Origin of the sequence: Micromonospora sp. CPCC 205546, assembly GCF_036902715.1 — a bacterium.
In the GTDB taxonomy this organism is placed as follows: domain Bacteria; phylum Actinomycetota; class Actinomycetes; order Mycobacteriales; family Micromonosporaceae; genus Micromonospora.
Genome location: NZ_JBAKHL010000049.1, coordinates 33,360 through 48,935 on the forward strand (window position 1 = coordinate 33,360; position 15,576 = coordinate 48,935).

The 15,576-nt window shown below is 72.8% G+C and carries 13 protein-coding genes; 8 read left to right on the forward strand and 5 right to left on the reverse strand.

Going from position 1 to position 15,576, the window contains the following annotated elements; translation table 11 throughout:
* Positions 1-128: 128 nt before the first annotated feature.
* On the reverse strand, positions 129-1,205 hold the full coding sequence (locus tag V6U77_RS21550; protein ID WP_334608278.1) for a PIN domain-containing protein: 1,077 nt from the start codon (positions 1,203-1,205) through the stop codon (positions 129-131).
* 227 nt (positions 1,206-1,432) lie between these two features.
* Here V6U77_RS21550 and V6U77_RS21555 point away from each other — a divergent pair, with 227 nt between their 5' ends.
* On the forward strand, positions 1,433-2,581 hold the full coding sequence (locus V6U77_RS21555) for an endonuclease (protein ID WP_334608282.1): 1,149 nt from the start codon (positions 1,433-1,435) through the stop codon (positions 2,579-2,581).
* Between the two features lie 140 nt (positions 2,582-2,721).
* Positions 2,722-4,044 carry a sulfite oxidase gene (locus tag V6U77_RS21560; protein ID WP_334608283.1) on the forward strand — a complete coding sequence of 441 codons (1,323 nt, stop codon included), beginning with the start codon at positions 2,722-2,724 and terminating at the stop codon, positions 4,042-4,044.
* 98 nt (positions 4,045-4,142) lie between these two features.
* Here the strand turns inward: V6U77_RS21560 and V6U77_RS21565 are convergent, their stop codons facing one another.
* Positions 4,143-4,775 carry a CG0192-related protein gene (locus V6U77_RS21565; protein ID WP_334608285.1) on the reverse strand — a complete coding sequence of 211 codons (633 nt, stop codon included), beginning with the start codon at positions 4,773-4,775 and terminating at the stop codon, positions 4,143-4,145.
* Between the two features lie 276 nt (positions 4,776-5,051).
* Here V6U77_RS21565 and V6U77_RS21570 point away from each other — a divergent pair, with 276 nt between their 5' ends.
* The gene (locus tag V6U77_RS21570) at positions 5,052-5,852 is read left to right on the forward strand and encodes a crotonase/enoyl-CoA hydratase family protein (RefSeq protein ID WP_334608286.1); all 801 of its coding nucleotides are present in this window, start codon (positions 5,052-5,054) and stop codon (positions 5,850-5,852) included.
* Positions 5,853-5,865: 13 nt separating this feature from the next.
* On the opposite strand, the gene V6U77_RS21575 is transcribed toward V6U77_RS21570, so the two are convergent.
* Positions 5,866-6,960 carry a sugar kinase gene (locus V6U77_RS21575; RefSeq protein WP_334608288.1) on the reverse strand — a complete coding sequence of 365 codons (1,095 nt, stop codon included), beginning with the start codon at positions 6,958-6,960 and terminating at the stop codon, positions 5,866-5,868.
* Positions 6,961-6,963: 3 nt separating this feature from the next.
* A complete protein-coding gene (gene eda, locus V6U77_RS21580) occupies positions 6,964-7,629 on the reverse strand; it encodes a bifunctional 4-hydroxy-2-oxoglutarate aldolase/2-dehydro-3-deoxy-phosphogluconate aldolase (RefSeq protein WP_334608290.1) in 666 nt (221 codons plus the stop codon).
* 54 nt (positions 7,630-7,683) lie between these two features.
* Here eda and V6U77_RS21585 point away from each other — a divergent pair, with 54 nt between their 5' ends.
* From V6U77_RS21585 to V6U77_RS21605, 5 genes are all read left to right on the forward strand, one after another.
* Complete coding sequence (locus V6U77_RS21585) at positions 7,684-8,460, forward strand: IclR family transcriptional regulator (protein WP_334608292.1); 777 nt, start codon at positions 7,684-7,686, stop codon at positions 8,458-8,460.
* A gap of 188 nt (positions 8,461-8,648) precedes the next feature.
* Positions 8,649-10,202, forward strand: a complete 1,554-nt coding sequence (locus tag V6U77_RS21590) for a ricin-type beta-trefoil lectin domain protein (protein WP_442934475.1) — start codon at positions 8,649-8,651, stop codon at positions 10,200-10,202.
* An 89-nt stretch (positions 10,203-10,291) separates the two neighbouring features.
* Entirely contained in the window at positions 10,292-11,554 is a 1,263-nt protein-coding gene (locus V6U77_RS21595) for a ricin-type beta-trefoil lectin domain protein (protein WP_334608296.1), read from the forward strand.
* 134 nt (positions 11,555-11,688) lie between these two features.
* Positions 11,689-12,750 carry a DNA glycosylase AlkZ-like family protein gene (locus tag V6U77_RS21600; RefSeq protein ID WP_334608300.1) on the forward strand — a complete coding sequence of 354 codons (1,062 nt, stop codon included), beginning with the start codon at positions 11,689-11,691 and terminating at the stop codon, positions 12,748-12,750.
* 208 nt (positions 12,751-12,958) lie between these two features.
* Positions 12,959-13,858, forward strand: a complete 900-nt coding sequence (locus V6U77_RS21605) for a bile acid:sodium symporter family protein (protein WP_334608303.1) — start codon at positions 12,959-12,961, stop codon at positions 13,856-13,858.
* Positions 13,859-13,909: 51 nt separating this feature from the next.
* On the opposite strand, the gene V6U77_RS21610 is transcribed toward V6U77_RS21605, so the two are convergent.
* A complete protein-coding gene (locus V6U77_RS21610; RefSeq protein WP_334608305.1) occupies positions 13,910-15,493 on the reverse strand; it encodes a DHA2 family efflux MFS transporter permease subunit in 1,584 nt (527 codons plus the stop codon).
* Positions 15,494-15,576 lie beyond the last annotated feature (83 nt).

The following is a 15,576-nucleotide window of genomic DNA, read 5'->3' on the forward strand; positions in this document are numbered from 1 at the left end:
CCACACGTGCCCGGCCCGGCCCGTGAGCCGGGCCGGGCACGGCGGACGCGACCGCGCAGCGGGCCCTCGCACTCGTCGCCGCCGCCGACGCATCCGCTGACGCCGGTCGGCAGCGCCGGAGGAGGTGCTCAGGCGGCCCGTGGGGTGAGCAGGTAGTCGTCGGCCTCGGGGCTCCACCGCAGCTCGACCACGCCGCTGGTGGCGGCCGCCTTGCAGAACTGCAGGAAGCTGCGGTAACCCAGCTTCTTCTCACTGAAGTCGGACCGCGCGCGGCGCAGCTGGTTCTTCAGCCCGGAGAGGGCGACCGCCCCCTCGTCGCCGGCCAGGTCCGCCACCACCGAGCCGAGCAGCCCGAACGCCACCTCGCGGTCGCCGTGCTCGGGCAGGGAGACCTCGGGGTCGCCCTTGGCGGGTCCCTCCGCCAGCTCGACCACGTTGTGCCCCGCGAGGTGCCGCATGAGCTCCCCGAAGGTGCGGAACCCGTAGTCGGACTCGCTGAACGTCGGGTCCTTGCGCAGCAGGGTGCGCTTCAGCGTCGAGGCGGTCACCTCGCCGCTCGAACTGCCCTGGAGGCCGGCGACGGTCTGGGCCACGAACACGGCGAGCGTGTCCACGTCCCGGGCGGTCTCCTCGGCCGTCGGCTGCGGCTCGGGCTCCTGCTCCACCCGCGGCACGTCGGGACTGGGCAGACGGGCCGGGCGGCCCCGTCGGACCCGGGCGGGAGGGATGTCGACGCCCTCCAGCCGGTCGTAGTAGAGGAACTCGTCGCACGCGGGCGGCAGCAGCGCCGAGGTCGAGTTCTCCACCCCGACGCCGATGACGCGCTTGTTCAGCTCGCGCAGCTTGTGGACCAGCGGGGTGAAGTCGCTGTCGCCGGTGCAGATGACGAAGGTCGAGATGTATCCGCGCTCGAAGGCCAGCTCGACCGCGTCCACGGCCATCTTGATGTCGGCGGCGTTCTTGCGCGAGGCCCCCATCCGCTGGGGAATCTCGATGAGTTCGACGTGTGACCGGGTGAGCATCCGCCGGTCCTCGTCGAAGTACGACCAGTCCGCGTACGCCCGGCGCACCACCACCCGGCCGCGCTCGGCGAGGGCGTCGGCGATGGGCCGGAAGTCGAAGGCCACGCCGCCGAGGTGGTCGCGGGCCCCCAGCGCGAGGTTCTCGTAGTCGAGGAAGAGGGCGATGCGGTCTTCGTGATCCACGCAGGTCAGCCTACCCCCGGCGGGATGGCGCACCGCCGCGGTCCGCCGCCGCCCGGTCCGGTGTCCGGCGGGTGCCGGCCGCGCCGGGGCGGGCCCACCGGCCCACCGTCCGTGCGCGGCTCGCCGAAAGTTACGCTTCCGCTCTCCCGACGTTGGTGTCCGCACCACTAGCATCGCTGCTCATGAATATGAGGAGCAGTACCCGCTCGGGGCCCAGAAGGCTGGCGATGGCGTTCGCGCTGGCCGTGGTGCTGGTGGCACCCGTGGCGGTGACGGCGGCGGCGTCGGCCGCCACCACCCTGACCGTCGCCCAGGCGCTCGCCGCGCAGGACGGTCGGACGGCCGCCGTGACCGGTTACGTCATCGGCCAGCCGACCAGCACCACGACCGTGCTCAGGTCCGGCTTCACCTCGGACACCGCGATCGCGATCGCCGACACGGCGGCCGAGACCGGGACGAGCAGGATGCTCTACGTCCAGGTCACCGCCGCCTACCGCAGCACGTTCGGGCTGCTCACCAACCCCGGCCTGCGGGGCCAGCGGATCACCGCCACCGGCGCGCTCACCGCGTACTTCAGCCACGGCGGCCTGAAGAACCCGACGGCGATGACCCTCGGCGGCACCATTCCCTCACCGAGCCAGTCGCCGACCCCGGCCCCGACCGCCACCCCGGTGCCCGGCGGCGACCACGACTCCACCTACTACGCCAACGCGATCGGCAAGTCCGGCACGGCGCTGCGCAGCTCGCTGCACTCGATCATCAAGGTGCAGACGAAGCTCTCCTACGACCAGGTGTGGGAGGCGCTGCGCGACACCGACCAGGACCCCGCGAACAGCAGCAACGTCGTCCTGCTCTACACCGGTCGCTCCCAGAGCAAGACCAGCAACGGCGGCGGCGTCAACGACTGGAACCGCGAGCACGTCTGGGCCAAGTCGCACGGCGACTTCGGCACCGCGACCGGGCCGGGAACCGACGTGCACCACCTGCGACCGACCGACGTCTCGGTGAACTCGACGCGCGGCAACAAGGACTTCGACAACGGCGGCAGCCCGGTCGCCGAGGCGCCCGGCTGCTACACCGACGCCGACTCGTGGGAGCCGCGCAACGCCGTCAAGGGCGACGTGGCGCGCATGATCATGTACATGGCGATCCGGTACGAGGGCACCGACGGCTGGCCCAACCTGGAGCTGAACCAGTCGGTCAACAACGGCACCGCGCCGTACCACGGCAAGATGTCGGTGCTGCTGCAGTGGAACCAGGCCGACCCGCCGGACGCGTTCGAGAAGCGCCGCAACCAGCGGATCTACGAGCGCTGGCAGGGCAACCGCAACCCGTTCGTCGACCATCCGGAGTGGGCCAGCGCCATCTGGGGCTGAGCTGCCCCCGCCCCACGTCGCGGCCGGTCCCCTCGCCCCGGGGGCCGGCCGCGCCTCGTGGCCGACCGCGCCTCGTCCGGCCCGAACTCCCATTGCTTCAATAGGAGTTGACGTGCCGGTCGAGTCGGAGGGCAATCCGCGTGACACATCCTCTTCCCCCCGACGAGGTCGGCCACGACGCCCGACGCGCGAGCCAGTGGCTGGCCGGCGAGGCCCGGGGCGACGCGGTGCCCCGTGAGCGGCTGTTCCAGCTCGGCACCGCGATGGGCGCACTGGCCGCCGTGGCCGACGAACGCGACCCGGTCGGCGTCACGCCGGATCCGGTCGGCGTGGACCCGGGCCCCACGCCAGCGGCCTCCGACGCGTCCGGCGGGTCGTCGATCGTCAAGCCGCTGCCCGCGGGACGACTGGTCCGGCTGGGCAGCAACGCCGAGATGTGCTGGGAGGCCATGGCCGGGCAGGGCCAGGTCGTGCCGAACGACCGGTTCTTCGTCCGGAACCACACGTGCACCCCGCTGCTCGACGCCGACGCGTGGCGACTGAGCCTCTTCGGCACCGGCCTGCGGGGCGCACCGACCCGGGACCACCCGGTCCGGTTCGGCTACCGGGATCTTCGTGCCATGCCGGCCGAGGAGACCACCGCGCTCATCGAGTGCGCGGGCAACGGTCGCCTCTTCTTCGCCGCCCAGCAGGGGCAGTCGGCCCCGGGGGTGTCCTGGGGGCTCGGCGCCGTCGGGGTCGCCCGGTGGCGGGGTGTACGGCTGGCCACCGTGCTGCGCCACGCCGGCCTCACCGACGCCGCCGTCGACGTGATGCCCGAGGGCCTGGACCCGGAGTACGTCACCGGCGGCGTGAACCTCGGCCGGGTGCGCCGACCCTTGCCGATCGGCAAGGCGCTCGACGACGTGCTGCTCGCGTACGAGATGAACGGCGCCCCGCTGCCGGCCGACCACGGGTTCCCGGTACGGGTGGTGGTTCCGGGCTGGATCGGGATCTCGTCGATCAAGTGGGTCGGCCCCGTGGAGGTCTCCGCGACCGCCCTGTTCTCACCGTGGAACACCCAGTTCTACCGCATGTTCGGTCCCGGCCGTCCCGACGCCGGTGGACCCCTGACGACCCAGGTCGTCAAGAGCGCCTTCGAGCTGCCCTGGGACGCCCGGATACCGGCTGGCGTGAGCGTGCTGCTGCGCGGCCGGTCCTGGTCCGGCAACGGTCCGGTCCGGCGGGTCGAGATCAGCACCGACGACCGTGACGAGTGGCGACCCGCCGACCTCGTGGCGGACGACGACGGCGGGCCGTGGCAGCGGTGGACGGCGCTGTGGCGCCCGCCGGGGCCGGGCCGCTGGACGCTGCGGGCCCGCGCCACCGACAGCACCGGGGCCCGCCAGCCCGAACTGGCCGAGCACAACACCCTCGGCTACCTGTTCGACGGGATCGTCCGGCACCCGGTCACGGTCGTCTGAGCGCGCCGGCTTCCCGCCCACCGGGCGACCCCGTCGACGAGCCGTACGCGGCGATGCCCGCCCGGCACCGGCCGGACGGCCGGCGTGGTGCGTCCCGGTCAGCGGCGGCGGGCGTAGGCCAGCGGCAGCGGGCTCGGCTGGCCGCTCCACGTGCCGGTCAGCACGGCACCGTCCGACGCGGTGCCGTCGCCCGGGCGGCGGACGACGGCCAGCTCCACGGCATCGGTGACGACGAGGGTGAGGTCGTCCTCCACCACGCGGCGTACGGCGCCGACGGGCGGGACGTCGGCGCCCCGGGGGCCGCTGCCGGCGATGGTCATCGACAGCTCGCGGTATTCCCGCCGGCCGTCGACCTCGAAGAACTCCTGCGCCTGCCCGGCGTCGGCGAGCACGGCAGCGGCCAGCGGCGCGGCGTAGACGGGATCCGCGCAGGCGTCGTAGACCCAGCGGCGGCCGAGCACGGAGTGCTCGGTGGTGCCGACCAGCCAGTCGTCGCCGCCCTCCAGGGGTGCGCCCCGGTAGGTGAGCGGGACCTGGTGGATCGGCCCGTCGCCGGCCCTGACGAGCAGGGTCTCCACCCCCACGGCACCGGCGGGGTCGTCGAACCGGTAGGCCGCCACGCGCTCGACGTCGGCGTCGACCGGCCCCTGGTACCAGGGGCGGCCCGGCAGCCACGCCGCCAGGAGCGCGAACTTCGTGGGGTGCATCTCCGCCCGGTACAACAGCGCCATACGCCGATCGTAGGGGCACCGCCCTGCCCCGCGCTGACCCGCCCGCGGGCGGGTCAGGCGACGGCAGCGGCAGCGGCACGCGGTGGACGTCGGGGGTGACCTCGAACGCTCCGGGCGTGGTCCGGTCGTCGCGCTCAGCGGTGTCCGAGGTCATGACGCCGGCCCACCCCGGGCGGCGGCGCTGCCCGGGCAGGGCGGCCCCCGTCTTGCCCGGCGCACCGGCGTGTGGTTGGTTTCGGGGGCGGACCAGATCACCAGCACACCGAGGAGACGCGCGTGGACGACCCGGTTCTCGTCGAGCGGGACGGCTCCGTCGAAACGTGGACGCTCAACCTGCCGGAGTCGCGCAACCCCGTCTCCGGCGACGAGGTGATCGACGCCCTGGTCGCCCGGGTCGACGCGGTCAACGCCGACCGGGGGGTCCGGGCGGTCATCCTCACCGGCGCCGGCAGCGCCTTCTCCGCGGGCGGCAACATCAAGGACATGGCGGAGCGGGTCGGCCTCTTCGGCGGGGCCCCGCACGAGCTGCGCGACGGCTACCGCCGGGGCATCCAGCGGATCCCCCGGGCGATGTACGCGTGCGACGTGCCGCTCATCGCGGCGGTGAACGGAGCGGCGGTCGGGGCCGGCTGCGACCTGGCGCTGATGTGCGACCTGCGGATCGCCTCGGAGCGGGCGTTCTTCGCCGAGAGCTTCGTCAAGCTCGGCATCATCCCCGGCGATGGCGGCGCCTGGCTGCTGCCCCGCGCCGTCGGCGCCGCCCGGGCCGCCGAGATGGTGCTGACCGGGGACCGGGTCGACGCCGCGACGGCCCTCCAGTGGGGGCTGGTCTCCCGGGTCGTGCCGCACGGGGAACTGCTCGCCGAGGCGCGCCGGCTCGCCGACCGGGTGGCCGCGAACCCCCCGCACGCCGTACGGATGGCCAAGAAGCTGCTGCGCGAGGCCCAGCACCAGAGCCTCGACAGCATCCTGGAACTCTCCGCCGCGATGCAGGCGCTGGCGCACCAGACCCGCGACCACGACGAGGCGGTGCGGGCCTTCCTCGACCGGCGCGAGCCGCACTTCACCGGGGAGTGAGCGGGATCGCCGGTCAGCGCTGCACGCGCGCGCCGGCGCCCCGGACGAGCGCCTCGACCTCCCGGAGGCTGGCCATCGAGGTGTCGCCGGGCGTCGTCATGGCCAGCGCGCCGTGCGCCGCGCCGTACTCGACGGCCGTGGCCAGGTCGCCCTTCTCGAGCAGCCCGTAGATCAGGCCGGAGGCGAAGCTGTCGCCGCCGCCGACCCGGTCCATGATCTCCAGGCCGGGTCGGTGGGTCGCCTCGGCGAACCGCCCGTCGGCCCAGGCGATCGCGCCCCAGTCGTTGACGGTGGCGGTGCGCACCGTACGCAGCGTGGTGGCGACGACGCTGAAGTTGTCGTACTCCTTGGTGACCGCCTCGATCATCCGCTTGAAGTTGGCCACCTCCAGCTCGGACAGCGAGGCGTCGGTGCCGGGCACCTCGAAGCCCAGCGAGGCGGTGAAGTCCTCCTCGTTGCCGATCATCACGTCGACGTAGCGGGCCAGCCGGCGGTTGACCTCCCGCGCGCGCTCCTGCCCGCCGACCGCCTTCCAGAGGCTGGGCCGGTAGTTCAGGTCGTACGACACGACGGTGCCGTGCCGGGCGGCGGCGGCCATCGCCGCCTCCATCGTCTCCGGGGTGGTCTCGGACAGTGCGGCGTAGATGCCGCCGGTGTGCAGCCACCGCACCCCCAGCGTGCCGAACAGGTGGTCCCAGTCCACCTGGTCGGGCCGGAGCTGGCTGGCGGCGCTGTGGCCGCGGTCGGAGGTGCCGACGGCCCCCCGGACGCCGAAGCCGCGCTCGGTGAAGTTGAGGCCGTTGCGCACGGCGCGGCCCACCCCGTCGTAGGGCAGCCAGGTCACCAGGGACGTGTCCACCCCGCCCTGGAGCACGAGGTCCTCGAGCAGCCGACCCACCTCGTTGTCGGCGAACGCGGTGACCACGGCGGTGCGCAGCCCGAAGCAGCGGCGCAGGCCGCGCGCCACGTTGTACTCCCCGCCGCCCTCCCAGGCGCGGAACGTGCGGGCCGTGCGCACCCGGCCCTCGCCCGGGTCGAGCCGCAGCATGATCTCGCCCAGGGAGACCAGGTCGTAGCGGCACTCGCCGGCCGGACGGATCGACAGCACCGCTCAGCCCTCCACGGTGGATCGGGCGGCCTCGACGGCCGCGGCGGTGCGGGCGGTGACCTCGTCCCAACGCCCGTCGGCGAGCAGGTCGGGAGCGACCATCCAGGTGCCGCCGACCGCCAGCACGGCGGGCAGGGCGAGGTAGTCGGCGAGGTTGCCGGTGTTGACCCCGCCGGTCGGGATGAACCGCACCGAACGGTACGGCGCGGCGAGCGCCTTGATCATCCCGACGCCGCCGAGCTGCTCGGCGGGGAAGAACTTGACCGTGTCGAGGCCGGCGTCGAGGGCCATCTGGATCTCGGTGCCGGTGGCGACGCCGGGGAAGACGGGCACGCCCAGCTCCTGGCAGCACCGGACCACCGCCGGGGAGAACCCGGGGGTGACGACGAACCGGGCGCCCGCCTCGACGGCCCGGTCGGCCTGGGCCGGGGTCAGCACGGTGCCGGCGCCGACGAGCAGGTCGGGCCGCTCGGACATGACGCGGATCGCCTCTGCCGCGGCGTCGGTGCGGAAGGTCACCTCGGCGCAGCGCAACCCGCCCCGCACCAGCGCGTCGGCCAACGGGGCGCCGTCGCGGGCGTCGTCGAGCACGACGACCGGCAGGATCCGGGCCGCGCCGACGGCCCCGACGACCGCGTCTCTCTGTTCACCATTCTGTACGTCAGTCACATACGTGACCCTAGCCGCGTCGGCCGGGCTGTCAACCCCGCTACAGTGGCCGTCATGACGCTGCCCGGCGGGTTCCAACCGGTGAAGTCCTCCACGCGGACGCTGGAGGTGCTCGAGGCGCTGGCCGCCTCGCCGCAGCGCCGCTCCCTGGTCGACCTGGCCCGCGCGCTGGACATCCCGAAGAGCAGCCTGCACGGCATCCTGCGCACCATGGCCCAGCGCGGCTGGGTGGAGAGCGATCCGACCGGCACCCGCTTCGGGCTCGGGGTACGCGCGCTCCAGGTCGGCGCCGCGTACCTCACCAGCGACGACACCGTGGGCCTGCTCGGCGGGGTGCTCGACGAGCTGTCCCGACAGTTCGGCGAGACCGTGCACCTCGGGCGGCTGGACGGCGCGCACATCGTCTACCTCGCCAAGCGCGAGTCGGTGCACCCGCTGCGGCTCTACAGCGCGATCGGCCGGCAACTGCCCGCCCACGCCACCGCGCTGGGCAAGGCGCTGCTCGCCGAGCGCCCGGACGACGCGATGGACGGATTGCTGACCTGGCCGCTGCCCGCGCTCACCCCGCACACCGTCACCGACCCCGACGCGCTGCGCGCCGAACTGGCCGCCGTGCGGGAGCGCGGCTACGCGGTGGACCGCGAGGAGAACACCGAGGGCATCGTCTGCTTCGCGACGGCCGTACCCCTGGCGGCGCCGGCGACCGACGCGATCAGCCTGTCGGTGCCGGTGGCCCGGCTGGGTGCCGCCGGTGAGGACCGCATCGTGGCCGCCCTCCGCCGGGCGGTCGACCAGGTCCAGGCGGCACGCGGCCTGCTCTCCACCGCCTGATCCGACCCCGTCTCGGCACCCCCGCCGCCCGCGGGTCGGGATGCGCACGGGGCCCGGGCCGTCGCCGAGGGCGACACCGGGGCCACAACTGGCAACCTTCTTGACAGATGCGCTGGGGCATCGACAGACTTCTTTCAGAGAGCGCTCTCTAAGTCCGTCCGTCACCCTCGCCGCACCGGGAGATCCTCTTGTCTCGAAGACTGCGCATGCTCGTTCCCGCCGCCGCCGGCCTCCTGCTCCTCGGCCTCACCCCGGCGGCGGGCCACGCGAGCGACACTCCCCCCGCCGACCCGGCCCCCGCCGCGGCGGCCACGGCCGGCCCCAGTCCCGCCCTGGTCGAGGCGATGCGCCGCGACCTCGGCCTCACCCGCGCTCAGGTCGACGAGCGCCTGCGCACCGAGGCGGCGGCACCGGTCGTCGAGCGCCGGCTGCGCGCGAAGCTCGGCGCGGCGTTCGCCGGCGCGTGGATCCCGTCCGGCGGGCAGCGCCTCACCGTGGCCGTCACGGACGCGGCGCTCGCCCCGGCCGTCCGCGCCGAGGGTGCCGACGTCGCGGTCGTCGCCCGCAGCGAGCGCGCCCTCGACGCGCTCAAGCGCGCCCTCGACCGGCGCACCGCCGCCGCCGACCCCCGCGACATCCACGGCTGGCACGTCGACGTCGCCCGCAACAGCCTCGTCGTGACGGCCCGGGCGGGCGCCGCCGACGAGGCGATCGCGTACGCCAGGGCCAGCGGCGTGCCCACGGACGCGGTCCGGGTGGTCACGGCCACCGACGCGCCCCGGCCGCTCCACGACATCCGCGGCGGCGACCAGTATGTGATCAACGGCAACACCCTCTGCTCGGTCGGCTTCGCCGTCGTCGGCGGCTTCGTCACCGCGGGCCACTGCGGCGGCGTCGGCAGCCCGACCCTCGGCTTCAACAACGTCTCGCAGGGCACCTTCGCCGGATCGTCGTTCCCCGGCAACGACTACGGGTGGGTGCGCACCAACGGCTCCTGGACGCCGCAGCCCTGGGTGAACAACTACTCGGGCGGCAACGTGACGGTCGCCGGCTCGCAGGACGCGGCGATCGGCAGCTCGGTCTGCCGCTCCGGGCGTACGACCGGCTGGCGCTGCGGGACCATCCTGGGTCGCAACGAGACCGTCAACTACCCGCAGGGTGCGGTGTCGGGCCTGACCCGCAGCAACGCCTGCGCCGAGGGCGGCGACTCCGGCGGGGCCTGGGTCTCCGGCAACCAGGCCCAGGGCGTTACCTCCGGCGGATCCGGCAACTGCTCCACGGGCGGCACGACCTGGTTCCAGCCGGTCAACGAGATCCTCGGCGTCTACGGGCTGTCCCTGGTGACCACCGGTGGCGGCGGCGGGAGCCGGCTGATCAGCAACTGGAACAACCGCTGCATCGACGTGCCGAACTCGAACTTCTCCGACGGGGTGCCCCTGCAGACCTGGACCTGCAACGGCACCGCCGCGCAGTCGTGGACGTTCACCGGCGGCACGCTGCGTACGCAGAACAACAAGTGTATGGACGTGGCCTGGGGATCCACCGCCAATGGCGCGGCCATCCAGATCGCCAACTGCAGCGGCAACCCGGCCCAGCAGTTCGTCCTCTCGGCGGCCGGCGATCTGGTCAACCCGCAGGCGAACAAGTGCGTCGACATCAAGGAGTGGAACGACTCCGACGGCGCCCGCCTGCACCTGTGGGACTGCGTCGGCGGCGCCAACCAGAAGTGGCGTCGCGGCTGAGCCGACACCCGCGCGCCGTCACACCCGCACCGACCGGCCGATCGACGCCGCGAGACACCGCGGCGGCGCAGTTGCCAAGGAGGTCCTACATGTCCGGAGTCCGTACCCGTCGACGGCCGTGGGCGCTCGCCCTCGCCGCGACCGCGATCATCGGTGCCACCGCGGCCCTCACCGTGCCGGCCCACCCCGAACCGGCGCAGGCCGCCATCGGGGGGATCACCTGGCAGGACGAGTTCAACGCGCCCGCCGGCACGCCCGTCGACCAGAGCAGGTGGCGCTTCGACATCGGCGGTGGCGGCTGGGGCAACAACGAGCGGCAGTACTACACCAACAGCACGAGCAACGCGGTGCACGACGGCCAGGGCAACCTGGTCATCACCGCCCGTCGCGAGAATCCCGCCAACTACCAGTGCCACTACGGCCGGTGCGAGTACACCTCGGCCCGGCTGCTCACGGCGGCGACGTTCACCCAGGCGTACGGCCGCTTCGAGGCCCGCATCAAGATCCCCCGCGGTCAGGGCATCTGGCCGGCCTTCTGGATGCTCGGCAACGACATGGCCGGGGTGGGCTGGCCGGACGCGGGCGAGATCGACATCATGGAGAACATCGGCCGGGAGCCGAACACCGTCTACGGCACCATCCACGGCCCCGGCTACTCGGGCGGCGGGGGCATCACCGGCAGCCGCACCATCGGCCAGCCGCTCGCCGACGCCTTCCACACCTACCGGGTGGACTGGGAACCGAACTCGATCATCTGGTACCTGGACGGCGTCGAGTACCACCGGGTCGACCCGGGTCGGCTGGGCGGCAAACGCTGGGTGTTCGACCACCCGTTCTTCATGATCCTCAACGTGGCGGTGGGCGGGAACTGGCCGGGCTACCCGGACGGCTCCACGCAGTTCCCGCAGCAGATGCTCGTCGACTACGTACGCGTCTCGGGCCACACCTCGGGCGGCAACCCGCCGCCGGGCACCACCGCGATCCGGGGCGCGCTCAGCGGCCGCTGCATCGACATCCCGAGCGCCAACCCGGTCGACGGGGCCAAACTGCAGATCTGGGACTGCAACGGCACCGCCGCGCAGGCCTGGACGTTCGCCTCCGACGGCACGATCCGGGCGATGGGCAAGTGCATGGACCCGGCCTGGGCCGGCACGGCGAACGGCACCGAGGTCAACCTCGTCACCTGCAACGGCAACCCGGCGCAACGCTTCACGCTCAACGCCGCCGGTGACCTGGTCAACCTCAGCGCGAACCGCTGCGTCGACGTGCGGGACCGCAACCCCAACAACGGGGGCAAGCTCCAGCTGTGGGACTGCACCGGTGACGCCAACCAGAAGTGGTCACGCGCCTGACCGGGACCCCACCTGGGTGACGGCGCCACGTCGGCGACCCGCGACTCCGGCGGGGTCGGTCGAGGCATCCGGCCTCGACCGGCCCCGCCGCCGACGTCGGTCGGGGCACGGCGGGCAGTCGCTAGTCTCGGCCGATGCGGATGCTCACGCTCGACCGCCGACAGGCCCGGCGCATCGCCGTACGCGCACAACTGCTCGACGTGCCGCGCCCCACGGACCTGCTGGCGCTCGTGCGGCAGCTCACCCTGTTGCAGATCGACCCGACCGCCGCCGTGGCGCCGAACGTGGACCTGGTCGCCTGGAGCCGGCTCGGCGCCTCGTACCGGCCGGCGGACACCCAGCTGGCGCTGGAGCGGGACCGGGCCCTGTTCGAGTACGGCGCCATGGTGCGGCCGATGAGCGACCTGCCGCTTCATCTCGCCGGCATGGCGGTCTGGCCTGAGCACGAGAGGCAGCGAGAGTGGCTGCGGGCCAACGACCGGTTCCGCCGGGACGTCCTGGCGCGGCTCGACAGCTGCGGCCCGCTGGCGTCCCGCGACGTCCCCGACACGAGCCAGGTGCCGTGGCCGTCGACGGGCTGGACCAACAACCGCAACGTCACGCAGATGCTGGAGTTCCTGACGATGCGGGGCGAGGTCGCGATCGCGGGCCGCCGGGGGCGGCAGCGCCTCTGGGACGTGGCGCAGCGGGTCTACCCGGCCGGCCTGACCGCCGTACCGCTCGACGAGGCCCGGCGCATCCGCGACGAGCGACGGCTGCGTTCGCTGGGCATCCTCCGCGAGACGGCGTCCGGTACGCACGGGCAGGTTGGTGAGCGGGCGGTCGTCGAGGGGGTCCCGGGGACGTGGCGCGTGGATCCGGCGGCGCTCGGGCAGCCGTTTCGCGGGCGGACCGCCCTGCTCTCCCCGTTCGACCGTCTCGTGCACGACCGGGCCCGGATCGCGGACCTGTTCGACTTCGAGTACCTGCTGGAGATGTACAAGCCGAAGGCGAAGCGCCGCTGGGGCTATTTCGCCCTGCCGATCCTGCACCACGACCGCCTCGTCGGGAAGGTCGACGCCACCGCGGAGCGCAGGGCGGGCGTCCTGCGGGTGGATGCGATCCACCAGGACGTGCCCTTCACCGACGCCATGACCGAGGCGGTGCGCGTCGAGCTCCGCGACCTCGCGACGTGGCTGCGCCTGGAACTCGGATGAGGACGTCGCCGAGGTCGGACGCCACCGCCGCCGGGGCGACGACGCCTCACCCACCGGTCGCCCGGTCTCGTCGCCCCGGCCGGCGCCCGGGCGTCGCCGGTCGACGAGGCCATTGACGAAGGTCTTCGCACGATGCAAGATGCGAGCGCACCACCGTGGTGTGAGGATCCGGTGATCCCTGGGTACCGCGATCAGGAGGCACACGGCCGTGAGTACCGGACTGTCGCTCGTGCTCTTCCCTGTCGCGTTGGGCATCGTCATGCTCGGCCTCGGCCTCACCCTCACCGTGGCGGACTTCCAGCGCGTCGTCGCCTATCCCCGGGCCGTGATCGTCTCCCTGGTCTGCCAGATGCTGATCCTGCCGGCCATCTGCCTGGGCCTGGTGCTCGCCGCCGACCTGCGCCCGGAGCTGGCGGTCGGAATGATGCTGCTCGCCGCCTCCCCCGGCGGCAGCACCGCCAGCCTCTACAGCCACCTGTTCAAGGGCAACGTCGCGCTCAACGTCACCCTGACCGCCATCAACTCGGTGCTCGCCCTGTTCACGCTGCCCCTGATCGTCAACCTCTCCGTCGCCGCGTTCATGGGCTCGGGCAGCTCGCTCGGCCTGCAGTTCGACAAGGTGCTCCAGGTCTTCGCCCTGGTGCTCGTCCCGATCACGATCGGCATGCTCGTGCGCAGTCGCCGTCCGGCATTCGCCGCGCGCATGCAGAAATCGGTGAAGATCCTCTCCGTCGTGGTCCTCGTCGTCGTGATCATCGGCGCGGTGCTGGGCGTCAAGGACGAACTCGCCGCCACCATCGGCGCGGTCGGCCTCGTCGCCCTGCTGTTCAACCTGCTCAGCCTGGCCATCGGGTACGCGGCGCCGCGCCTGCTGCGCGTCGGGCACCGGGATTCGGTCGCCTCGTCGTTCGAGATCGGCGTCCACAACGCCACCCTGGCCATCACGATCGCGCTCAGTCCGGCCCTGCTCGACAACACCGACATCGCCATGCCGCCCGCGATCTACGGCATCCTGATGTTCTTCACCGCCGCCGCCTTCGGCGTCGTCGCCGCACGCCGTGGCAGTGCCTCGACCGGGCCCACGCCCGAGCCGACCAGGGCGGGGTGAGCGGCGCGTCCCGGGCCCCGCGGACGATCAGCCGGGGGCCCGGGCGCCACGTCAGTGGATGATGACGGGAGCCTTCGCCGGCTCTGCCTGCTGGTCGTCGAGCAGGTGCGACGGCTCGCGCCGGCGGGGCAGGAACGCGGCCGGGACGAACGTCGCCAGCACCAGCGCGAACGCCACCGCGAAGGTGGTGGCGAACGAGTCGGCGGCGAAGTCGAGACCACGCGCGATGAGCGACGGGTCGACCGGGAACTGCTGGGCCAGCTCCGGCTGCTGCTGGACGGTGATGGCGAGCTGGGCCTCGCTCACCGGCGCACCGCTCGGGTCGGTCACCCCGGGGACCGGCCGGGAGCCCTTCAGCTCGTTGGTGAGGATCACCGACATCACCGCGGCGCCGACGGACCCGCCGATCTGCTGGATGATGTTGACCAGGGTGGAGCCGCGGGCCACCTCGTGAGCCGTCAGGGTCTTCAGCGCCGAGGTCATGACCGGCATCATGGTGCCGCCCATGCCGAGGCCCATGACGAACAGCGACCCGCAGAGCAGCACGTACGACGTCTGCGGGTCGACCTGGGTGAAGGTGAAGAACCCGACGGCGATGAGTGCCAGGGCGAACGGCACGGTACGGCCGACGGGGACCCGGTCGGCCAGCATCCCGGCCACCGGCATCGTCACCATCGCGCCGATGCCCTGCGGTGCCATCAGCAGGCCGGCGGTCAGCGTCGACTCGCCGCGGATCTGCAGGAAGTAGCTCGGGAAGAGCAGGCCCGCGCCCATGAACGCGATGATGAACACGAACATGGTCACCGTCGCGACGGTGAGGTTGCGGTTGGCGAACAGCCGCAGGTCGAGCAGGGGGTGCCGGGACCGGAAGGAGTAGACGACGAAGGCGACGAGGAGCACGCCACCGACCAGCATGGGCGCCCACACCTCGGTGTCGGCGAACGTGCCGGTCTCGGGCAGCGAGGAGACGCCGTAGAGGAAGAGGGCGAGGCCCGGCGAGAGCATCAGCATGCCGAGGAAGTCGAACGACTCGGAGGGCTCGGGGTTGTCCTTCGGCAGCGCCAGGGCGGCGTAGACGATTGCCGCGACGCCGATCGGCAGGTTGATCAGGAAGATCCAGTGCCAGCTCGCGACGTCGATCAGCCAGCCGCCGAGGATGGGGCCCCCGATGGGCCCGAGCAGCATCGGGATGCCGAGGACGGCCATCAGCCGGCCGATCCGGTGCGGTCCGGCCGCCCGCGTCATGATCGTCATGCCCAGCGGCATGAGCATGCCGCCGCCGAGGCCCTGGAGCACGCGGTAGCCGATCAGCTGCCCGATCGTGTCGGCGTTGGCGCACAGGCCCGACCCGATCGTGAACAGCGCCAGGGCGATCATGTAGAGCCGCTTGGTGCCGAACCGGTCGGCGGCCCAGCCGCTGAGCGGGATAACCGTGGCCAGCGCGAGCGTGTAGGCGGTCATCGTCCAGGCGACCTCGGCGTAGGTCGCGTCGAACTCACGCTGGAAGGTCGGCAGTGCGACGCTGACGACCGTCACGTCGAGGATCGACATGATCGCGCCGAGGACCACGACCCCGGCCACCTTGAGCACCGAGGCGTCGAGCTTGTCCGAGGTCGCGATGGATTGCTGAGCCATTTTCATCGTGACCGAGGCATGCTGAGCAGGTAGGCGGCGGTGTGTCGCTGCTCCAGATAGGACGAAGCTCCCGGTAGGACAGC